The organism is Stenotrophomonas sp. YJH_SMC_81, assembly GCF_059370875.1.
In genome coordinates this window covers 504,329-526,195 of record NZ_JCAFUB010000002.1, presented here as the reverse complement: position 1 = coordinate 526,195, position 21,867 = coordinate 504,329, and the positions used below count along the sequence as shown (strand labels likewise).

Below are 21,867 nucleotides of genomic sequence, written 5' to 3'. Positions count from 1 at the left end.
TTGCAAGGTTCCCCCATGAACTCTTCCACACACCGCAGCGCGCCGCCCAACGGCGCGCGCTGGCTGACCCAGGCGCTGGAGGCCGAAGGCGTCCGCACGCTGTTCGGCTATCCCGGTGGCACCATCATGCCGTTCTACGACGCGCTGGTGGATTCGTCGCTGAAGCACATCCTGGTACGCCATGAGCAGGGCGCGGCGCTGGCCGCCAACGGTTTCGCCCGCGCCAGCAACCAGGTGGGCGTCTGCGTGGCCACCTCCGGCCCGGGCGCGTCGAACCTGGTCACCGGCATCGCCGATGCGATGCTGGATTCGGTACCGATGGTCTGCATCACCGGCCAGGTCGGCACGCCGCTGCTGGGTACCGACGCCTTCCAGGAACTGGATGTGTTCGGCCTGACGATGCCGATCGTCAAGCACAGCTGGCTGGTTCGCAGCGTCGATGACCTGCCGCGCGTGGTGGCCGATGCGTTCCGGATCGCCCGCGAAGGTCGCCCCGGCCCGGTGCTGATCGACCTGCCCAAGGACGTGCAGCTGGCCGACGCCAGCCATCTGCCGGCGCATGCGCCCAGCAGCGTCGAACCACCGCCGGCGCCGGCCGAGGCTGCCATTGCCGAAGCCATTGCCGCGCTGGCCGCAGCCGAGAAGCCGGTGGTCTACGCCGGCGGTGGCATCGCCCTGGGCGACGCCGTACAGGACCTGCGCGACTTCGTCGAGGCCAGTGCCATCCCCACCGTGATGACCCTGCGCGGCCTGGGTGCACTGCCGGCCAGCCATCCGCAGTCGCTGGGCATGCTGGGCATGCACGGCACCCGCGCGGCCAACATGGCGGTGCAGGAAAGCGACCTGCTGCTGGTGCTGGGCGCACGCTTCGACGACCGTGCCACCGGCAAGCTGGCGGAGTTCGCACCGTTCGCCCGTGTCGTCCACATCGATGCCGATGCGTACGAGATCTCCAAGCTGCGCAGTGCCGATGTCGCCGTGCCCGGCAATGTCGGCCATGCCATCCGCGCCCTGCGTGCGGCCTTCCCCTCCCCCAAGGCCCACCAGGAGGCGTGGCGCAAGCGCTGTGCGCAGCATCGCGATCGCTTCGCTGCGCGCTACGACGCACCGGGCCAGCACATCTACGCGCCGGCCCTGCTGAAGCGCCTGAGCGAGCTGGCCCCGGCCGATGCGGTGATCGCCTGCGACGTTGGCCAGCACCAGATGTGGGTGGCCCAGCACTGCCGCTTCAACCACCCGCGCAACCACCTGACCAGTGGCGCGCTGGGCACCATGGGCTTTGGCCTGCCGGCCGCGATGGGTGCGCAGTTCGCCTGCCCCGATCGCACCGTGGTGCTGGTGTCCGGCGACGGCAGCTTCATGATGAACGTGCAGGAGCTGGCCACCATTGCCCGCTGCCGCCTGCCGGTGAAGATCGTGCTGCTGGACAACAGTTCGCTGGGCATGGTGCGGCAGTGGCAGGAGCTGTTCTTCGCCGAGCGCTACAGCGAGATCGACCTGTCCGACAACCCGGACTTCGTGGCGCTGGCGCAGGTGTTCGGCATTTCCGCCACCCGCATCGACGCGCGGGATGACGTCGAGGGTGGCCTGGCCGCGCTGCTGGCCGAACCCGGCCCGGCACTGCTGCACGTGGCCATCGATGCACGCGCCAACGTATGGCCGCTGGTGCCACCGAACACCGCCAACAGCACGATGCTGGAAAGCAACCCCGCCCATGCCCGCCAGGAGATCCCCAATGCACTACCGGCTTGACCTGGTGCTGCACCCGGCCGAAGGCGCGCTGTTGCGCGTGATCGGCATGGCCGAGCGCCGTGGCTTCGCGCCGCGTGCGATCAGCGGTGCGCCGGTGGCCGCCGACGATGGCCGCTGGCACCTGCAGCTGGTGGTGGATGGCCAGCGCCCGGCGGAAACGCTGTGCCGGCAGATCGAGAAGATCTACGACTGCGTGTCCGTGCAGGTCACCGCCGTGGAAGGAGCATCCGTATGAACACCCGTACCGTAGTGACCACGGTGCCGGTACGGAGGCGTCTTCTTCGCCGCCCGTGCCCGCATGCGGCGGTCGCCTGCACCCCGCTGGTGGCCCATGCCGGCCGCTGATGCCAGCCAGGAAAGCGATGTCGGCGACGTAAGCGTCGCCGACGTACTGGCGGCGCAGGCCCGGCTGCGCCGCTTCCTGCCGCCTACCCCGCTGCACCATGCCGAGCGCTTCGGCACCTGGCTGAAGCTGGAGAACCTGCAGCGCACCGGGTCCTACAAGGTGCGCGGCGCGTTGAACGCGCTGCTGGCCGGCCGCGAGCGCGGCGATACCCGGCCGGTGATCTGCGCCTCGGCCGGCAACCATGCCCAGGGCTTGGCGTGGGCGGCCTACCGCCTGGACGTCCCGGCCATCACCGTGATGCCGCATGGCGCACCGGCGACCAAGATCGCCGGCGTCGCTCACTGGGGCGCCACCGTGCGCCAGCATGGCACCAGCTATGACGAGGCCTACGCCTTCGCCGTCGAACTGGCACAGCGCCATGGCTACCGCTTCCTGTCCGCGTTCGACGACGCCGATGTGATTGCCGGCCAGGGTACGGTCGGCATCGAGCTGGCCGCGCACGCACCGGACGTGGTGATCGTGCCGATTGGTGGTGGCGGACTGGCCTCCGGCGTTGCACTGGCGCTGAAATCACAGGGCGTGCGCGTGATCGGCGCCCAGGTGGAAGGCGTCGACTCAATGGCGCGCGCCATCCGCGGCGACGTGCGCGAGATCGCCCCCGTCGCCTCGCTGGCCGACGGCGTGCGGGTGAAGATCCCCGGATTCCTGACCCGACGCCTGTGCACCTCGCTGCTGGACGACGTGGTGATCGTGCGCGAAGCCGAACTGCGTGAAACCCTGGTCCGGCTGGCACTGGAAGAACACATCATCGCCGAGGGCGCCGGTGCGCTGGCGCTGGCAGCAGGCCGCCGTGTCGCTGGCCGCCGCAAGTGCGCGGTGGTGTCCGGCGGGAATATCGATGCGGGTGTCCTGGCCGGCCTGCTTACCGACATCCGGCCGCGCCCGCCGCGCAAACCACGGCGACGGCGTAGTGAAACCCCACGCTCGCCCGGCAAGGCCAGCGCCCTCGCGTCCCCCACCTCTTCCCCTTCCCCCCTGCAAGCCGCCGCACCCGCTGTCGAGGAGATTTCCCTGTGACCACCATCGAACGAATTACCACCCCGCGCATCCGCATCTTCGACACCACCCTGCGTGACGGCGAGCAGTCCCCCGGCTGCAGCATGAGCCCGCCGCAGAAGCTGGTGATGGCGCGTGCGCTGGACGAACTGGGCGTGGACATCATCGAGACCGGCTTCCCGGCCAGCTCGCAGTCCGACCGCGAGGCGATGGCCCTGATCGGCCGTGAGCTGCGCCGCCCGAGCCTGAGCCTGGCCGTGCTGTCGCGCTGCCTGCAGGCCGATATCGAAACCTCGGCGCGTGCCCTGGAAGCTGCGGCCAACCCGCGCCTGCACGTGTTCCTGTCCACCAGCCCGCTGCACCGCGAACACAAGCTGCGGATGACCCGCGAGCAGGTGCTGGAATCGGTACGCAAGCATGTATCGCTGGCACGCTCGTACATCGACGATGTCGAATTCTCGGCCGAGGATGCCACCCGCACCGAGCTGGACTACCTGATCGAGGTCTCGCGCGTGGCCATTGCCGCCGGCGCCACCACCATCAACCTGCCCGACACCGTCGGCTTCACCACGCCGGAAGAGATCCGCGCGATGTTCCAGCAGGTCATCGCCGGCGTCGCCGATGTGCCGAATGCCGCCAACGTGATCTTCAGCGCGCATTGCCACAACGACCTGGGCCTGGCCGTGGCCAACTCGCTGGCCGCCATCGAAGGCGGCGCGCGCCAGGTCGAGTGCACCATCAACGGCATCGGCGAGCGTGCCGGCAACTGTTCGCTGGAAGAGATCGCGATGGTGCTGAAGGTACGCCAGGCCTTCTACGAGCAGGACAGTTCGATCAACACTCCGCGCATCGTCGGCACCTCGCAGCTGCTGCAGCGCCTGGTCGGCATGCCGGTGCAGCGCAACAAGGCCATCGTCGGCGCCAACGCCTTCGCCCACGAATCGGGCATCCACCAGCACGGCATGCTGCGTCATCGCGGCACCTACGAAATCATGCGCCCGGAAGACGTGGGCTGGGAGGATTCGCAGATGGTGCTGGGCCGCCACAGTGGCCGCGCCGCCGTCGAAGCGAGGCTGCGCGCGCTGGGCTTCTGGCTGGACGAAGACGAACTGAAGCTGGTGTTCGAGCAGTTCAAGGGCCTGTGCGAACAGCAGCGCGTGGTGACCGATGCCGACCTGCAGGCGCTGATGCAGGGCGGCGGCTCCAACGCACAGGGCTACCGCCTGGCGTCGATGACCATCAGCGATGTCGGCAGCCGCGCCAACGCGCTGGTGGAACTGTCCGACCCCGACGGCAACCGCGTGGCCGAGACCGCGCAGGGCGACGGCCCGGTCGATGCGCTGTTCGGCGCGCTGTCGGCCGCCACCGGCGTACAGCTGATGCTGGACAGCTACCACGTGCACAGTGTCGGTATCGGCGCCGATGCACGCGGTGAAGCCAACCTGAGCGTGCGCCACGACGGCGTGGAGTACGACGGCACCGGCACCAGCAAGGACATCATCGAAGCCTCCGCGCTGGCCTGGCTGGACGTGGCTAATCGCCTGCTGCGCCAGCGCCACGCCGCCACCCACAGCAGCACCGACGTTCCCACCCCCGCAACCGCCTGAGGAACCCGAGATGAGCGCCTTCGACACTCCTACCGCAGCCGCTGGCCAGCAGTGGAACGCCCAGGACTATGCGATCGATGCCGGCTTCGTACCGTTGCTCGGTGGCGCGGTCGCGCGCCTGCTCGATCCGCGCGCCGGTGAGCGCATCCTCGACCTGGGCTGTGGCGACGGCGTGCTCAGCACCGAACTGGCCCTGAGCGGCGCGCGCATCCACGGCGTGGACGCGTCGCCGGAACTGGTGATCGCCGCCCGTGCACGTGGCGTCGACGCGCAGGTGATGGACGGCCACGCGTTGTCGTTCGACAGCGAGTTCGATGCGGTCTTCAGCAATGCCGCATTGCATTGGATGGGCAACCCGGACCGCGTGCTGGAAGGCGTGCGTCGCGCGCTGCGCCCCGGTGGCCGCTTCGTCGCCGAGTTCGGCGGCCATGGCAACGTGACCACGATCGTCGCGGCGGTACAGGCCGCACGCGTGGCCCACGGCCATGGCGCCAGCACCTTCCAGTGGTACTTCCCGAGCGCCGATGCCTATGCCGACCGCCTGCGCCAGCATGGCTTCCAGGTGCAACTGACCGAATGCACGCCGCGCCCGACCCCACTGCCGACCGGCGTAGCCGGCTGGCTGCGGGTATTCGCCGCGCCGCTGCTGGATGACCTGCCCGCCGAGGCCCGCGCCACCGTGCGCGAGGCGGCCACCGCGTTGCTGGCCGACCTGCCACGCAATGCCGCCGGCCAGCCGCTGGCCGACTACGTGCGCCTGCGTGTGCTCGCCCGCCGTCGCTGACTTGACCGTTCCGCTTTCTTTACTGATGTTCGCTATCTCGTACTTCTGCCAGGCATACGCATGACTTCCGCACCCCGCACCCTGTACGACAAACTGTGGGACGCCCACGTGGTGGTTCCCGAATCCGAGAGCGCGCCCGCCGTGCTGTACATCGACCTGCACCTGATCCACGAGGTGACCTCGCCACAGGCATTCACCGAACTGCGCGAGCGCGGCCTGGCGCCGCGCCGCCCGGACCGCACCAAGGCGACGATGGACCACTCCACGCCGACCTTGCCGGCTGCGGCCGACGGCACGCTGCCCTACGCCAGCGCCGCTTCCGAGGCACAGGTCGCCACCCTGGCGCGAAATTGCGCCGAGCACGGTATCGAACTGTTCGACATGGCCTCGGACAACCGCGGCATCGTCCACGTCATTGCGCCGGAACAGGGCTTCACCCAGCCGGGCATGACCATCGTCTGCGGTGACAGTCACACCTCCACCCACGGTGCATTCGGCTCGCTGGCCTTCGGCATCGGCACCAGCGAGGTCGGCCACGTGCTGGCCACGCAGTGCCTGCTGCAGCGCAAGGCCAAGACCTTCGCGATCACCGTTGACGGTGCGCTGGCACCCGGCGTCGGCGCCAAGGATGTGGTCCTGCACATCATCGGCGTGATCGGCGTCAACGGCGGCACCGGCCACGTGATCGAGTTCCGTGGCAGCACCATCGAAGCGATGGACATGGAACAGCGCATGACCCTGTGCAACATGTCGATCGAAGCAGGTGCACGCGCCGGCATGGTCGCGCCCGACCAGGTCACCTTCGACTTCGTCGCCGCTACGCCGCGCGGCCCCAAGGGCGCCGACTTCGACGCTGCCGTGGCGCGCTGGCAACAGCTGCGCAGCGATGATGGCGCGCGCTTCGACAGCGAAGTGCACATCGACGCCGCCGACATCCGCCCGACCCTGACCTGGGGAACGCATCCGGGTACCGCGATCGCCGTGGATGCGCCGATTCCCGCCGCCAACGATGCCGCCGCACAGAAGGGCCTGGACTACATGCACTTCCAGGCCGGCAAGGCGCTGGCGGGCACACCGGTGGACGTAGTGTTCGTTGGTTCGTGCACCAACGGCCGCCTGAGCGACATGCGCGAAGTCGCACAGGTGCTGCGCGGCCGTCGTGTCGCCGAGCGCGTGCGCATGCTGGTGGTACCGGGCTCGGAGATCGTCAAGCGCGAGGCCGAGGCCGAGGGCATCCACGAGATCGTGCGCGCGGCCGGTGCCGAATGGCGCGAGCCGGGCTGCTCGATGTGCATCGCGATGAACGGCGATCTGGTCGCCCCCGGCCAGCTGGCCGTGAGCACCAGCAACCGCAATTTCGAAGGCCGCCAGGGCCCCGGTTCGCGCACGCTGCTGGCCTCGCCGATGAGCGCCGCATGGGCGGCGGTGAACGGGCACGTCGCAGATACCCGCGAACTGTTCGCACAGGAGGTGGCGTGATGGCCGGTTTCCGTACCCTGACCTCGGCCAGCGTGGTGCTGCGCCAGACCAACATCGACACCGACCAGATCATCCCGGCGCGGTTCCTGTCCACCACCGAGCGTGCCGGGCTGGGTCGCAACGCGTTCAACGACTGGCGCTGGCAAGCTGATGGTTCGCCGGTGGCCGACTTCGCCTTCAACCAACCGCACAACGCCGGCCGCAGCATCCTGCTGGCGGGCCGCAATTTCGGTTGCGGCTCGTCGCGCGAACACGCTCCCTGGGCACTGACCGACCTGGGCCTGCGTGCCATCGTCAGCAGCGAGATCGCGGACATCTTCCGCGGCAACGCGCTGAAGAACGGCCTGCTGCCGATCGTGCTGGACGAGGCCGACGTGCAGGCGCTGATGCAGCGCCCGGACGATGCGCTGACCATCGACGTGGCTGCGCGCGAACTGCGCACCCCCGATGGCCGCGTCTATTCCTTCCCGCTGGATGGCTTCTCGCAGACCTGCCTGCTGGAAGGCGTCGACCAGTTGGGGTATCTGCTGGGCCGTGTCCCTGAAATCGAACGTTACGAGAGTGAGCATGCACGCTGAAATTGTTGTCCTGCCCGGTGATGGCATCGGCCCGGAAGTGGCCGCCGCGGCAGTTGCCGTCCTGAAGGCGGTCGCCGGACGCTTCAACCACACCTTCACCTTCAGCGAGCACGACATCGGTGGCATTGCCATCGACCGCCACGGTGAACCGCTGCCGGCGTCGACCCTCGCCGCCTGCCAGGCCGCCAATGCGGTGCTGCTGGGCGCGGTCGGCGGCCCGAAGTGGTCCGACCCGAACGCCAAGGTGCGCCCGGAACAGGGCCTGCTGGCGATCCGCAAGGCGCTGGGCCTGTATGCGAACCTGCGCCCGGTGCGTACCCACGAGGCCGCGCTGCACGCCTCGCCGATCAAGGCCGAGCTGCTGCAGGGCGTGGACTTCGTGGTGGTGCGTGAACTGACCGGCGGCATCTACTTCGGCGACAAGACCCGCGACGCCGACAGCGCCAGCGACCTGTGCCGCTACACCGTGGCCGAAATCGAGCGCGTGCTGCGCAGCGCCTTCCGCCTGGCCCAGCAGCGTCGCGGCAAGGTCACTTCGGTGGACAAGGCCAATGTGCTGGAAACCTCGCGCCTGTGGCGCGACGTGGCCGCACGCATCGGCCGCGAGGAGTTCCCGGACGTGGCGCTGGAGCACCAGTTGGTCGACTCGATGGCCATGCACCTGCTGGCCAAGCCACGCGAGTACGACGTGATCGTCACCGAGAACATGTTCGGCGACATCCTCACCGATGAGGCCTCGATGCTGGCCGGTTCGCTGGGCCTGCTGCCGTCGGCCTCGCTGGGCGAGCCGGGTGCGGTGGGCATTTACGAGCCCATCCACGGTTCGGCCCCGGACATCGCCGGCAAGGGCATTGCCAATCCGTACGCGACAATCTTCAGCGCCGCGATGCTGCTGCGCCATTCGCTGGGGCTGGAGGCCGAAGCGGCAGCCGTGGAAGCCGCCGTGCATGCGGTGCTGGATGACGGCGTGTTCACTGCTGATCTGGCTGCGAAGGGCAAGGCGGTGAGCACCGCGGCAGCGACCGACGCGGTGCTGGCGAAGCTGGGCTGATCCGGTAGCGCCACGCCATGCGTGGCGCGCTTCCCGTCGGATATCGTGCGCAGCCCCCCCATGGGGTGGCTCTACTGGTAGACCCACGCCATGCGTGGCTGCGTTACTTGGTGGTGTACCCACCATTGACCAGGATCGTCTGCCCGGTCATCCACCAGCCATCCGTCACCAGGAAGCGGATCCACGGCACGATATCGGCGATGTCGGTCAGCCCGGTGCGGGTGAACGCCGACAACGCCGCCGCAGTCTTGTGATACGCCTGCGCATCGGCGCTCTCGGCCGGATAGAAGAACGGCGTGTCCATCGGACCGGGACCGATCGCGGTCACCGAAATGCCGCGCTCGCCGAACTCCTTCGACGCCGCGCGGGTGAAGTGCTCGACCGGCGCCTTGGTGCCGGCGTAGCTGGAATAGAACGGCGTGAACGCACCCAGCAGCGAGGTGACCAGGGTGCAGATGCGGCCACCGTCATTGACGTGGCGACCTGCCTCCTTCAGGAAGAAGAACGCGGCCTTGGCATTGACCGCGCTCATCTCGTCGTACTCCACTTCGCTGATGTCCAGCAGCGGTTTCTTCAATACCTTGCCGACCGTATTGATGGCGATGTCGGGACGGCCGACTGCGGCCACGGCATCGGCGAACAAGCGCTCCATCGCTGCCGCCGAGGTCAGGTCGCCCTGCAGGGCCACCGCCTTGCTGCCGGCGGCCTGCACCGCGGCTACCGTCGCTTCTGCGTCGGGCTGGGTAGCGGCACTGTTGTAGTGGATGACGATGGCTTTGGCGCCCTGTGCGGCGAAGTCGCGGGCGATCAGGCCACCCAGGTTCTTGGCGCCACCGGCGATCAGCACGGTCTTGCCCTTGAGGGAATGCTCGGTCATGGCTTCGGTCTCGGGAGGGGGCTGCCCGGGGTGGCAACCCTGCCCTGACGACGATATCGTGCAGAAAATGCGGATAAAGCCCGCCACTTTGACTTAACTTTCCAGAGCCAGCGAACAATGGACCGGATCGATCGCTTCCGCATCTTCACCCGGGTCGTGGAGTGCGCCAGCTTCACGCGCGCCGCCGACCAGTTGGGCCTGCCCCGTTCCACGGTCTCGGCAGCCATTGCGGAGCTGGAGCAGCGGCTCGGCACCCGCCTGCTGCAGCGCTCGACCCGCCGGGTGTCCACCACCCACGACGGCGACGTGTTCCATGCGCGCTGCCTGCGCCTGATCGCCGAGGTCGAAGACGCCGAATCGCTGTTCCTCCAGGTCGACGCCCAGCCGTCGGGCCTGCTGAAGATCGACGTACCCAGCCGCATCGGCCGCCGCATCATCGCACCGGCGCTGCCCGGGTTCTTCGCGCAGTATCCGCAGGTGGAAGTCGACCTGGGCATGACCGACCGCGCGGTGAACCTGATCGAAGACGGTTGCGATGCGGTGCTGCGGGTCGGCCAACTGGGCGATTCCAGCCTGGTGGCGCGCACGCTGGGCCAACTGGATTTTGTCAACGTTGCGGCGCCGGCCTACCTGCGCGAACACGGCGTGCCGCAGCATCCTGCCGACCTGCCGCAGCACCGCGCGGTGAACTACGCGTCGCCGACCACGGCACGGGTGGAACCGTGGGAGTGGCAGGACGGCGGCCAACTGCGCACGCTGCCGATGCCTGGCTGGGTGCGTGTGAACAGCGCCGAGGCATCGATTGCGTGCTGTGTGGCGGGGTTGGGTCTTTTGCAGATTCCGCGCTACGACGTACAGGCCGAGCTGCAATCCGGCGCGCTGGTGGAAGTGATGCCACAGCACGTCGCACAGCCATTGCCGGTCACCCTGCTGCAGCCGCATCGGCAGCACCGTGCGCTGCGCGTGCAGGTGTTCATCGAATGGTTGCTGCCGGTGCTACGGATCGGTCTGCAGCTGCGGTAGATCCACGCCATGCGTGGATGCATGCATCCGTGCCAACCAAGGTTGGCACCTACCGAGCGATGGCGAATCGCGGTAGATCCACGCCATGCGTGGATGACGGAGCCTGGAAATCCGCAGCCACCCATGGGGTGGCTCTACTGGAAGATGTGCCAGCCAGGGTTGGCACCTACCAGGGGCCGCGGCCGCAGAACCCGGGGCATCACGCCCCGGATTCATCGGGCTTCACCCGGAACCACGCCGCGTACAAGGCCGGCAGGAACACCAGGGTCAGCACCGTACCGACGATCAGGCCGCCCATGATCGAGATCGCCATCGATCCGTAGAACGCGCTGCGCGACAGCGGAATCATCGCCAGCACGGCTGCCAGTGCGGTCAGCACGATCGGGCGGAAGCGGCGCACCGTGGCGTCGATGATCGAATGCCAACGGTCATGCCCGGCATCGATGTCCTGCTGGATCTGGTCGATCAGGATCACCGAGTTGCGCATGATCATGCCGGCCAGTGCGATCGTGCCCAGCAGCGCGACGAAGCCGAACGGCGCCCGGAACAGCAGCAGGAACAGGGTCGCGCCGATGATGCCCAGCGGCGCGGTCACCAGCACCATCGCTGCGCGCGAGAAGCTGCGCAGCTGCAGCATCAGCAGCGTGGCCACCACCACCAGGAACAGCGGCATGCCCGCCTTGATCGAGTTCTGGCCACGCGCCGAATCCTCCACGGTACCGCCGGTTTCCAGCAGGTAACCACTGGGCAGCTCGGCACGGATGCCGTCCAGTGTGGGCAGGATCTGATGCACCACGTCCAGCGCCTGCATGCCATCACTGATGTCGGCGCGCACAGTCACCGTCGGCAACCGGTTACGGTGCCAGATGATGCCGTCCTCGAAGCCGTACTCCATCGTCGCCACCTGCGACAGCGTGATGCTGCCACCGTTGGCGGTGGGCATCGACAGGCTGGACAGCAGCTCCAGCTGGTTGCGCTCATCGGCCGGCCCGCGCAGCAGCATCTCGATCTGGCGATTGCCCTCGCGATACACGCTGACCGATTGCCCGGCCAACGAACTGGACAGGAACTGGCTGACCTGGGCGCTGCTCACGCCCAGCGCGCGGGCGCGCTCCTGGTCGACCACCAGGCGCACCACCTTGCTCGGCTCGCTCCAGTCCAGGTTGACGTTCATCACGTGCGGGTTCTCCCGCACCTTGGCCTCGACCTGGCGCGCGATCGCCTGCACCTTCTCGATGTGCTCGCCGGAGATGCGCATCTGCACCGGATAGCCGACCGGCGGGCCGTTCTCCAGGCGGGTCACGCGCATCTGCACGTCCGGGAACTTCGGGATCACCTCGTGCAGCAGCCAGTCGCGGGTGCTTTCGCGTGACCTGATGTCCTTGGCCAGCACCACGAACTGGGCGAAGTTGGTCGCCGGCAGCTGCTGGTCCAGCGGCAGGTAGAAGCGCGGCGAACCGGTGCCCACATAGGACACGTAGTTGGCAATGCCCTCGCGGCTGGACAGCAGCTTCTCCAGCTTCTCGGCCTGGGCCTGGGTCGAGCGCAGCGAGGCGCCCTCGGCCAGCTCGATGTCCACCATCAGTTCCGGCCGGGTCGAGTCCGGGAAGAACTGCTGCGGCACGAAGCGGAACATCATCAGCGAGAACACGAACAGGCCGATGGTCGCCGCGATCACCCACCAGCGATGCCGCAGGCAGGTATCGAGGAAGCGACGGAAACTACGATAGAACGGGCGCTGGTACGGATCGTGGTCGTGCCCGTGCTGCGGCGGCGCGATCAGGTTGGCCAGCGCCGGATAGCGGTCGGCCCACTGCTGGCGCTTGGCGTGCCAGCGCGCGGACAGGCTGCCCGGCTTCGGCGGCTGCGGATTGAACAGGTCCGGCAGCATCTTGTCGCCCAGGTAAGGGATGAACAGCACCGCTGCGATCCACGACACCACCAGCGCGATGGTCACCACCTGGAACAGCGAGCGGGTGTATTCACCGGTACTCGATGCCGCAGTGGCAATGGGCAGGAAGCCGGCCGCGGTGATCAGGGTGCCGGTCAGCATCGGGAAAGCGGTCGACTCCCAGGCGAAACTGGCGGCGCGCAGGCGGTCGTAGCCCTGCTCCATCTTGGTGGCCATCATCTCCACCGCGATGATCGCATCATCCACCAGCAGGCCCAGCGCCAGCACCAATGCACCCAGCGAGATCTTGTGCAGGCCGATGTCGAAGTAGTGCATGACGAAGAAGGTCATCGCCAGCACCAGCGGGATGGTCACGCCCACCACCAGGCCGGTGCGCAGGCCCAGCGAGAAGAAGCTGACCAGCAGCACGATCACCACCGCCTCGGTCAGCACCTGCACGAACTCGCCGACCGACTCTTCCACCGATTGCGGCTGGTCGGACACCTTGCGCAGCTGCATGCCGGCCGGCAGGGTCTTCTGCAGGCGTTCGAACTCGGCATCGAGGTTGGCGCCGAGCTTGAGGATGTCACCGCCATCCTTCATCGCCACCGCCAGGCCGATCGCCTCTTCGCCCATGAAGCGCATCTTCGGCGACGCCGGATCGGCGAAGCCGCGCTTGACCTCGGCGATGTCGCCCAGGTGCACGGTGCGGTCACCGGCGCGGATCGGGAACTGACGGATCGCTTCGATGTCGTTGAACTGGCCGGTCACCCGCAGCTGCACGCGATCGGTGGCGGTCTCGAAGAAGCTGGTGCCGGTCACTGCATTCTGGTCGGCCAGCGCCTGCTGCACCTGCTGCATCGACACGCCCAGCGTGGCCAGCCGGGTGTTGGACAGTTCGATCCACACCTTCTCGTCCTGCAGGCCGACCAGGTCGATCTTGCCGACGTCGGGCACCCGCTGCAGTTCCAGCTGGATGCGGTCGGCGTAGTCGCGCATCACCGCATAGTCGAAGCCCTTGCCGGTCAACGCATAGATGTTGCCGTAGGTGTCGCCGAACTCATCGTTGAAGAACGGACCGACGATCTCGCGTGGCAGCGTCGGGCGGATGTCGCCCACGCGCTTGCGCACCTGGTACCACAGGTCCGGGATCTGCCTGGAGCGCAGGCTGTCGCGCGCCATGAAGATGATCTGCGATTCGCCCGGACGCGAGTACGAGCGGATGAACTCGTACTCGCCGGTATTCATCAGCGCCTTCTCGAGCGGCTCGGTCACCTGCCGCGAGACCTGCTCGGCAGTGGCCCCGGGCCACAATGTGCGCACCACCATCGCCTTGAAGGTGAACGGCGGGTCCTCGGACTGGCCCAGATGCTTGTACGACCATGCGCCGATCAGCGCGAAGGCCAGCATCGCAAACAGCACCAGCGGGCGGTTGGACAACGCCCACTCGGAAAGATTGAAGCGGCGCACCGGCTTACTCCCTGGCCTTGGCGGCAGCGGCCGGCGTAGCCGGCTTCAGCACGGGACGGTTCTGCCGGTCCACGGCGATCACCGGCTGACCGGCCCGCAGCAGGTGGCCACCCGCAGCAACTACCCAGTCCCCCCCGCTCACGCCCGACAGTACCGGTACCGTCTCGCTGCCAAACACACCGGTGGTAACCGTTGCGGCCCTCAGCGTGCTGTTGGCTGGATCGACCACCCATACGCTGGCGGCACCGTTGACACCGCGCTGCAGCGCGCCGAGCGGCAGCTGCAGGGTGCCGTGGCGACCGGCGCTGCTGTAGACGCGGGCACTCTGGCCCAGTTCGACGTCGGCCAGCGCATCGGCCGGCAGGCTGACCCGGGTCGCATAGGTGCGAGCCTGCGGATCGGCAGCGGCGGCAATCTCCCGGATCGTGCCCGGCAGGCGCTGGCCGGGGCGGTTCCACAACTCCACCTCGACCGGCTGGCCCACCGCATAGTCGCGGATGGTGGCCTCGGGCAGGTCGATCAGCACTTCGCGGCCACCGTCGGCAGCCAGGTTGAAGATGGTCTGCCCGGCGGACACCACCTGCCCGGCCTCGGCCTCGCGGCTGGCGATCACACCGTCGGCTGGCGCGCGCAGCTGTGCGTAGCCGGCCTGGTTGCGCAACACATCGAGGTTGGCGCGGGCGGCGTTGGCCTGGCCCTGCGCGGCCTTGAACGCGGCGGACTGCTGGTCCAGCTGCGAGCGGCTGACCAGCTGCTGGTCGGCCAGCACCTGGTAACGCTTGAGGTCATCGCGGGCACGCACCAGATCGGCTTCGGCTGCCGCCAGCTGCGCCTGCGAGGCACGGGCCTGCAGCGCGAAGTCGGCCACGTCCAGCTCGGCCAGCACGTCGCCCTTCTTCACCCGTTGCCCGGCATCGACGTGGCGCTTGACTAGGTTGCCGCCAACGCGGAACGACAGCGGGCTTTCCTGCCGGGCACGCACCGTGCCCGGGAACGCCGCCGGCGCCTGCCCGGCCTGCTCGCCGGGGTGAACCACCAGCACCGGCACGGCCGCCGGTGGCGCCTGTTCCTGCCCCGAACAGGCTGCCAGCGCAGCCATCCACACCATACCGCCCATCCAGCGCACGATCTTCATCGGTCAACGTCCTGAAACGCAGGGTTGCAACTAAGGAGGGAGCCGCGACTGCCGGCCCAATTTAATAAACCGGCCGGTATAGTATAAATATCGAACCGCTTGGTCTAGTATTGTTGCGATGAGTTCTCCCACTTCCCGCAAGCCGTCGGCCAAGCCCGCTGCCAAGGCCGCCGGACCCGGGCGCCCCAAGGACCTCGGCAAGCGCGCGGCGATCCTTGAAGCAGCCAAGGCACTGTTCATCGAACAGGGGTATACCGGCGTGAGCATGGACACCATCGCCGCTCAGGCCGGCGTCTCGAAGCTGACTGTGTACAGCCACTTTGGCGACAAGGAGACGCTGTTCTCCGAGGCGGTGCAGTCAAAGTGCGTTGAAATGCTGCCCGACGCGTTGTTCGTAGCCGACGCGGACGGCCCGCTGCGCGACCAGCTGATCGGTATCGGCCTGGCCTTCTTCGAGCTGATCACCTCCGACGCGGCGATCTCGATCCAGCGCATGATGATGGCGCCGGAGACCGACGAACGCCTGCGCGCGCTGTTCTGGAAAGCCGGCCCCGAGCGTACCTGCGAGGCGCTGGCCGATTTCCTGCGCGCCCGCGCCGAACGCGGCGAACTGGAGATCACCGACTGTGCTCTGGCCGGCGAGCAGTTCCTGACCCTGGTCAAGGGCGAAGTGCACATGCATATGATGTGCGGCATGCCACTGTCGCCCGTGGAATGCGACCCTGTTGCCCACGTGACCGCCAGCATCGACTTCTTCCTGCGCGCCTACGCGCCGCGAGGGGCCGGAACGGCTGAATAACCAAAACTGAACGAACCGGAGGTCGCGATGACTTCCGGCACTGCGACCCCGGCCCCCGGCAGCTGATGCTCTGGGCGCGCCGCCGGCCTCCGGCACCGGTAAAATGGCCGGCCCACTGCGCTGGATTTGAACCTCATGACGATTGATTACGCCCACGCCCGCGAACTGATGGTGGAACAGCAGATCCGTCCCTGGGACGTGCTGGACATCAAGGTGCTCGACGTCCTGGCCCGCCTGCCGCGCGAGGCCTTTGTCGCCGACGCGCACCGGGCACTGGCCTACGCCGATGTCGAACTGCCGATCGGCCACGGCCAGAAGATGATGAAGCCGGTCATCGAGGGCCGTACCCTGCAGGCACTGGACCTGCAGCCGGGTGACGAAGTACTGGAAATCGGCACGGGCAGCGGCTTCCTGTCGGCCTGCATCGGCGCGCTGGCGCGCGATGTGCTGAGCCTGGAAATCGACCCGGAGCTGGCCGCCGCTGCGCGTGCCCGCCTGGACGCCTCCGGCCTGGGCAGCAACGTCCGCGTGGAAGTGGCCGATGCCCTGTCCTGGCAGACCGAACGCCGCTTTGACGTGATCTGTGTCACTGGTGCGGTCGACGTGGTGCCGTCACAGTTCGCCTCGTGGCTGCGTCCGGGTGGCCGTCTGTTCGTGATCCACGGCCGCTCGCCGGCGATGGAGGCCCTGCTGGTCAAGGCCGACGGCAGCTCCGAGTCCCTGTTCGAGACCGATATCGATTACCTGCGTGGTGCCGCCCCGGCCCCCCAGTTCCACCTCTGAGTCCAAGGAAGCCGCAATGATCCGCCGATCCCTCGCTGTTGCGCTGGCCACTGCCCTGCTGCCGTTGTCCGCCCATGCCGCCGACCTGCTGCAGGTCTACGAAATGGCCCGCAACGGCGATCCGCAGCTGTCGGCCGCCGAATCGACCCGGCTGTACGACAAGGAAGGCGCCGTGCAGGCGCGTGCCGCCCTGCTGCCGCAGATCAACGGCCAGGCCGCGCTGAACCGCACGCGCAGCGAGCCGAACGCCGACGCCAATTCCGGCTCGTTCACCAACAAGCGCCGCACCTACACGATCGACGGCAGCCAGACGCTGTTCAACTGGACCCAGATCAACAACCTGCGCTCGCAGCGTGAGCTGAGCAAGGCGGCGGACTTCACCCTCGAATCGGCCAACGACAACCTGATCGTGCGCACCTCGGCGGCCTACTTCAATGTGCTGGTGGCGATCGAATCGCTGAACGCCGCACAGACCAATGAAGCGGCCGCGAAGAAGCAGTTCGACTTCGCCGACAAGCGCCTGGAAGTGGGCCTGGCGCCGATCACCGACGTGCACGAAGCACGCGCCCAGTACGACCAGGCGCGCGCCAACACCATCATCGCGCAGAACACCCTGGCCGATAACTACCAGGCCCTGACCGAACTGACCGGCCAGCCGGTGACCAACCTGCGTGGCCTGCCGGCGGACTTCCGCCCGGAAGTGCCGGCCAACCGCGGCAACATCGACGAGCTGGTGCAGCAGGCCACCACCCAGAATCCGGCGCTGAAGGCTCAGGAGCTGAAGGTCAGTGCCGCCGAAGCCGGCGTGCAGGCTGCCCGTGGTGGTCATTACCCGACCCTGTCGCTGGGCGGCAGCTGGGGCAAGAGCGCCACCTGGGGCGACAGCACCGGTGCCGGCTCGCTGTCGCCGGATGCGCGCACCAACAGCATCGGCCTGACCCTGAGCGTGCCGATCTTCTCCGGTGGTGCCACCCAGTCCGGCGTGCGCCAGGCGCTGGCGCAGCGTGACATCGCCCAGGACGGCTACGAGCAGCAGAAGCGTGCCCTGGATCGCAATACCCGCAATGCCTACCAGACCCTGGTGCAGGGCATCAGCGAAGTGGAAGCCCGCCGCCTGGCGGTGGTTTCGGCGCAGAGCGCGTACGACGCCTCGCAGGTGGGCCTGGAAGTCGGTACCCGTACCGTGCTGGATGTGATCCAGAACCAGCGCATCCTGTTCTCGGCGCAGCTGGACTATGCCCAGGCCCGCTACACCTTCCTGCAGAACCGCCTGCTGCTGAGCCAGTCGCTGGGTGCGCTGGACGTGGCCGAACTGCAGGACGTCAATCGGCTGCTGACCCAGGACGCGGGCAACCCGGCCACGACCACGCACTGAGTCGCCGCCCCTGCAACGAAAAAGCCACCCGCGAGGGTGGCTTTTTTGCAGGTGCTGCATCCACACACGCGCCCCCCCCCCCCGGCGTGGCCCCACGAACCGTCAGCCCGGCCACGCGCGCAGGCGTTCCAACGCCGCAAGCACGCACAGCGCGGCTGCCAAAGGGGCCAGCATCGACATCATCAGCCCGCAGCCGGCTGCGCCTTGCCGGGTGTCATCCCGACGCCGCCGCAGCACCGCCAGGCACAGCGCCGCCATCACCGCCAGCGTTGCCGGACCCGGCAGCGCCGGCAAGGTGCCCTGCGGCAGCCACAACACCAGCATCACCGCCGGCAGCGCAACCACCATTGCGCTCAGGCGCGTGCGGGATCGTCCCGCCGCGTCAGCTGCGCGGAGCCACAACGATGTGGCCAACCGGACGGCCAGCATCAGCAGCACCAACTGCAGGGCGGCCAGGCCCGCTGCCCCGGCCAGGGGCAACAATGGCAGCATCCACTGCAGCTCGGGGTGCACCTGCAGCGCCACCGCCAGTGGCCGGGTACTGGCGAGCGCGGAAAACTCGACCAGCCCGGCCTGCAATGCTGCCAGCACGATCAGCAGCAGCATCGCCAGCAACGAGACCAGCGCCAGCACCGCCGGCTGCCACATCGCGCCCTGGCGGCGCAGCGCAGGAAAGCCCAGTGCCAGGCCCACGCTGGCAAATATGCCCAGCAGCGGCACCGCAGCCGCCAGCACGCCCCCCAGCCCGAAGCGATACGGCGCGGTCGCCGGAGGCAGCCAGGGAATCCAATGCCCGTAGTGCACGTGACGTGCCGCCAGCGCCAGCAGCAACACCCCCACACCGATCTTCACCGTCAGCAGCGCACAGGCCGCCAGGGCCACACCCCGCGGCGGCAGCAACGCGAGCGCGCTCAACGTCAGCAGGCCCACGGCCGCCGCTATCTGCACGGGCAGCCAGTCGTTGGCATGGAGGCCTCCGGTAGCCAGCACCGCATGTACATGGCGGGCCATGGACTGTGCCGCGCCCGCCGTGGTCGCCGTCAGCTCAAGCAACAGGATCGTGCCCAGAACGACGGCCACCCGTGGCCCCCAGCTGGCGGCCAGCAGCCCGTACAGGCCATCGGCCGCCGGCAGTCGCAGCACCAGATCCTGCAGGCAGCACAGCACCAGGCCAGCCCCCAGTGCGGCCAGCAACAGGCTCAGTACGATGGCGGGGCCCGCCTGTGCCGCCGTGTGCTGGCCCACCAGCGCGATCACGCTGCCGCCCACCAGCAGCGTCAGTGCCACCACAGCCAGGTGGTCCATCCCCAAGCGCGCCCCACCGGTGCCGTCCCTGCCCCTGTCGCCGTCCATCGCAAGTTCCCTTGATATCCGCCCAAGCGCGGTCGACAGCAGGCTGGCAGCCTGCGTCGTCCTGCGGAATCGGAATCGGTGCTGCGTGCGCCACGATGTGATGGCAGGCACGCTGCCATCGGCAGGGTCGGTCCAGCAACGACAGAAAAATCGTCGCTAAGCAGAATTGATGAAGTTGATCACGACAACGCAGCGCAGCGCCGCCGACGCCGCAACGCCGGGATCACTCGCGTGGCGGTGGCAGGTGCGGTGCGACCAGCGCAAGCGTGCGCTGCAGCGCGCCACGGCCATTGCTGACCAACGTGCAGCCCGCACGCGCCATGTCTTCGCGGGCCTGCGCATCTTCAAGCAGATGCTGCAGCAGGTCGCCCACCGCCTGCGCATCTTCGCCGATCAGCAGCGCACCGGCCTCGCGCATGCGCCGGGAGATTTCCGCGAAGTTGTGCAGGTGCGGGCCGGTCACCGCCGCGGTTCCCATCGCAGCGGGCTCCAGCAGGTTGTGGCCACCGATGGCCTGCAGGCTGCCGCCGACGAAGGCGACCTGGGCGCAGGCGTAGAACGGCATCAGCTCGCCGAGGGTATCGATGACGAACACGTCTGTGGCGGCGTGCGGCCACTGGTCCACGCGGCGGGTCGCCACGCTCCAGCCCTGTTCGCGCGCCAGCGCTTCCACCTTGGGGAAACGTTCGGGATGGCGCGGTGCCCACAGCAGCAGCAGATCCGGATGCTGCTGGCGCAGGCGGCGGTGCAGGTCGATCACCGCCTGCTCTTCGCCGTCATGGGTACTGGCGGCGATCCATACCGGGCGCGCGCCCGGCACCCGTGCATGGAACTGTTCGACGAAGCCCTGCACGTCCGGCGTGGTGATGTCGAACTTCAGGTTGCCCAGTGCCTGCACCTGGCCGGGCTCCGCCCCCAGCTGCACGAAGCGCTCGGCATCGTCCTGCGACTGCGCGGCCACGCAGGTGACGGTGCGCAGGGCGCGGCGGATCAATGCGGCCAGCAGCCGGTAGCCGCGCAGCGAACGCGCCGACAAGCGGGCATTGAGGATGTAGACCGGAACACCACGGTCACGGCAGCCGAACAGCATGTTCGGCCACAACTCGGTTTCCAGGATCAGCGCCAGGCTGGGCTGGAAATGGCCGAGGAAGCGGTTGACGCTGCCCGGCACGTCGTACGGCAGGTAGACATGGTCCAGCGCGTCGCCCCAGAGCGCACGCACGCGCTCGGAGCCGGTCGGAGTGATGGTGGTGATGACCCAGCGGATGTCCGGGCGCTGCTGGCGCAGGGCATTGACCAGCGGCGCGGCGGCATTGACCTCGCCCACCGAGACCGCGTGCAGCCACACCCGTGGCTGGCCGGTCGGCTGCGGATAGGAGGCGTAGCGTTCGTCCCAGCGCCGGAAGTACTCACGGACCCGGAAACCGCGCCAGACCAGGTGGTACACGGTGATCGGCAGCAGGATATAGAGCACGACCGAGTACAGGCCGCGCAGGATCCATTCGACAGGGTCTTTACGCATGCGGCAAGGATACGGGAGCCCCCCGGGAAAGACACGCGGCCGCCTTGGTAGAATGGCCCCATGTCAGATGCCTCCACCGCCGTCCGCCCGTCGCTGCGCGATCCGCGCAACTGGCCGATGTTCGCCGCCATGTTCGGCGCCTTCGCCATCGCCCGCCTGCCGTGGATGCTGCAGCGCGCGCTGGGCCGGGGCGTCGGCTGGATCACCTGGCGCCTGCTCGGCAGCCGCCGCCGCGCCGCCGAGGTCAACCTGCAGCTGTGCTTCCCCGAGAACGACGAAGCGTGGCGGCAGCGCCTGGTGCGCGACAGTTTCGATGCGCTGGGCGTCGGCGTGTTCGAGTGCATCCGCGCCTGGTGGGGCAGCATCGACAGCATCCGCCCGCAGGTACGGGTCGAAGGCCTGGAACACCTGCGGCAGATGCAGGCCGAAGGCCGCGGCGTCCTGCTGGTCTCCGGCCACTTCATGACCCTGGAGATGTGCGGCCGCCTGCTGTGCGACTACGTCGATCTTTCCGGCATGTACCGCAAGCACAAGAACCCGGTGTACGAGTGGGCGGTCAAGTTCGGCCGCCTGCGCTATGCCAAGGCGATGTTCGCCAACGAGGACATCCGCGCGACCGTGCGCCACCTGAAGAAGGGCGGTTTCCTCTGGTACGCGCCAGACCAGGACATGCGAGGCAAGGACACGGTATTCGTGCCGTTCTTCGGCCACACCGCTTCGACCATCACCGCCACCCATCAGCTGGCGCGCATGACCGGCTGTGCGGTGATTCCGTACTTCCACCGGCGCGAAGGCGGAAAGTACTTCCTGAAGATCGGCGCGCCGCTGGAGAACTTCCCCAGCGAGGATGTGGAAGCCGATACCACCCGGGTCAACCAGGCCATCGAAGCGATGGTGCGAGAGGCTCCCGACCAGTACCTGTGGATCCACCGCCGCTTCAAGCGCCAGCCCGGCGGCCGGAGTGATTTCTACAAATAGCGGTGCGG

General features: G+C 68.1%; 18 protein-coding genes. 13 read left to right on the top strand and 5 right to left on the bottom strand.

The features are described 5' to 3' along the window. Positions 1-15: 15 nt before the first annotated feature. From ilvG to leuB, 8 genes are all read left to right on the top strand, one after another. Positions 16-1,752 carry an acetolactate synthase 2 catalytic subunit gene (ilvG, locus tag AC5P8U_RS05940; RefSeq protein ID WP_069139240.1) on the top strand — a complete coding sequence of 579 codons (1,737 nt, stop codon included), beginning with the start codon at positions 16-18 and terminating at the stop codon, positions 1,750-1,752. Continuing rightward, a complete protein-coding gene (locus tag AC5P8U_RS05935; protein ID WP_005419108.1) occupies positions 1,736-1,987 on the top strand; it encodes an ACT domain-containing protein in 252 nt (83 codons plus the stop codon). Before ilvG ends, AC5P8U_RS05935 begins: the two co-directional genes overlap by 17 nt. A 96-nt stretch (positions 1,988-2,083) precedes the next feature. Continuing rightward, a complete protein-coding gene (locus tag AC5P8U_RS05930; protein ID WP_495213957.1) occupies positions 2,084-3,175 on the top strand; it encodes a threonine dehydratase in 1,092 nt (363 codons plus the stop codon). Next, a complete protein-coding gene (locus AC5P8U_RS05925; protein ID WP_111201709.1) occupies positions 3,172-4,761 on the top strand; it encodes a 2-isopropylmalate synthase in 1,590 nt (529 codons plus the stop codon). The genes AC5P8U_RS05930 and AC5P8U_RS05925 overlap by 4 nt, the downstream gene beginning before the upstream one ends. A 10-nt stretch (positions 4,762-4,771) precedes the next feature. Continuing rightward, the gene (locus AC5P8U_RS05920; RefSeq protein WP_495213956.1) at positions 4,772-5,545 is read left to right on the top strand and encodes a class I SAM-dependent methyltransferase; all 774 of its coding nucleotides are present in this window, start codon (positions 4,772-4,774) and stop codon (positions 5,543-5,545) included. Between the two features lie 60 nt (positions 5,546-5,605). Continuing rightward, the gene (leuC, locus tag AC5P8U_RS05915; RefSeq protein ID WP_072167589.1) at positions 5,606-7,024 is read left to right on the top strand and encodes a 3-isopropylmalate dehydratase large subunit; all 1,419 of its coding nucleotides are present in this window, start codon (positions 5,606-5,608) and stop codon (positions 7,022-7,024) included. Next, entirely contained in the window at positions 7,024-7,602 is a 579-nt protein-coding gene (leuD, locus tag AC5P8U_RS05910; RefSeq protein ID WP_021202144.1) for a 3-isopropylmalate dehydratase small subunit, read from the top strand. Before leuC ends, leuD begins: the two co-directional genes overlap by 1 nt. Continuing rightward, positions 7,592-8,653 carry a 3-isopropylmalate dehydrogenase gene (leuB, locus tag AC5P8U_RS05905; protein ID WP_088496830.1) on the top strand — a complete coding sequence of 354 codons (1,062 nt, stop codon included), beginning with the start codon at positions 7,592-7,594 and terminating at the stop codon, positions 8,651-8,653. The genes leuD and leuB overlap by 11 nt, the downstream gene beginning before the upstream one ends. Positions 8,654-8,756: 103 nt before the next feature. Here leuB and AC5P8U_RS05900 read toward each other — a convergent pair whose 3' ends face one another. Next, on the bottom strand, positions 8,757-9,530 hold the full coding sequence (locus AC5P8U_RS05900) for an SDR family oxidoreductase (protein WP_072167591.1): 774 nt from the start codon (positions 9,528-9,530) through the stop codon (positions 8,757-8,759). A gap of 117 nt (positions 9,531-9,647) precedes the next feature. Here AC5P8U_RS05900 and AC5P8U_RS05895 point away from each other — a divergent pair, with 117 nt between their 5' ends. Beyond that, complete coding sequence (locus AC5P8U_RS05895) at positions 9,648-10,553, top strand: LysR family transcriptional regulator (RefSeq protein ID WP_180890587.1); 906 nt, start codon at positions 9,648-9,650, stop codon at positions 10,551-10,553. A gap of 199 nt (positions 10,554-10,752) precedes the next feature. On the opposite strand, the gene AC5P8U_RS05890 is transcribed toward AC5P8U_RS05895, so the two are convergent. Both AC5P8U_RS05890 and AC5P8U_RS05885 read right to left on the bottom strand, forming a co-directional pair. Next, positions 10,753-13,914: an efflux RND transporter permease subunit gene (locus AC5P8U_RS05890; RefSeq protein ID WP_061479563.1), complete on the bottom strand. Its 3,162-nt coding sequence runs from the start codon at positions 13,912-13,914 to the stop codon at positions 10,753-10,755. Between the two features lie 4 nt (positions 13,915-13,918). Next, positions 13,919-15,049: an efflux RND transporter periplasmic adaptor subunit gene (locus tag AC5P8U_RS05885; RefSeq protein ID WP_088497410.1), complete on the bottom strand. Its 1,131-nt coding sequence runs from the start codon at positions 15,047-15,049 to the stop codon at positions 13,919-13,921. A 118-nt stretch (positions 15,050-15,167) separates the two neighbouring features. Here AC5P8U_RS05885 and AC5P8U_RS05880 point away from each other — a divergent pair, with 118 nt between their 5' ends. The 3 genes from AC5P8U_RS05880 to AC5P8U_RS05870 all read left to right on the top strand — a co-directional run bounded on the left by AC5P8U_RS05880 (position 15,168) and on the right by AC5P8U_RS05870 (position 18,006). Next, positions 15,168-15,848 (top strand): TetR/AcrR family transcriptional regulator, encoded by a 681-nt coding sequence (locus AC5P8U_RS05880; protein WP_072167595.1) that lies wholly within the window; start codon positions 15,168-15,170, stop codon positions 15,846-15,848. Between the two features lie 135 nt (positions 15,849-15,983). Then, positions 15,984-16,631, top strand: coding sequence for a protein-L-isoaspartate O-methyltransferase family protein (locus AC5P8U_RS05875; RefSeq protein WP_049416694.1), 648 nt, complete (start codon positions 15,984-15,986; stop codon positions 16,629-16,631). Positions 16,632-16,647: 16 nt separating this feature from the next. Further along, positions 16,648-18,006 (top strand): TolC family outer membrane protein, encoded by a 1,359-nt coding sequence (locus AC5P8U_RS05870; protein ID WP_005419128.1) that lies wholly within the window; start codon positions 16,648-16,650, stop codon positions 18,004-18,006. Between the two features lie 102 nt (positions 18,007-18,108). Here the strand turns inward: AC5P8U_RS05870 and AC5P8U_RS05865 are convergent, their stop codons facing one another. Together AC5P8U_RS05865 and waaA are read right to left on the bottom strand one after the other, a co-directional pair. Next, complete coding sequence (locus AC5P8U_RS05865; RefSeq protein ID WP_409349621.1) at positions 18,109-19,311, bottom strand: amino acid transporter; 1,203 nt, start codon at positions 19,309-19,311, stop codon at positions 18,109-18,111. Between the two features lie 271 nt (positions 19,312-19,582). Then, complete coding sequence (gene waaA, locus AC5P8U_RS05860) at positions 19,583-20,881, bottom strand: lipid IV(A) 3-deoxy-D-manno-octulosonic acid transferase (protein WP_065178339.1); 1,299 nt, start codon at positions 20,879-20,881, stop codon at positions 19,583-19,585. Positions 20,882-20,941: 60 nt separating this feature from the next. On the opposite strand from waaA, the gene AC5P8U_RS05855 reads away from it, so the two are divergent. Further along, entirely contained in the window at positions 20,942-21,859 is a 918-nt protein-coding gene (locus tag AC5P8U_RS05855; protein WP_495213954.1) for an LpxL/LpxP family Kdo(2)-lipid IV(A) lauroyl/palmitoleoyl acyltransferase, read from the top strand. The last annotated feature ends 8 nt before the right edge of the window (positions 21,860-21,867 follow it).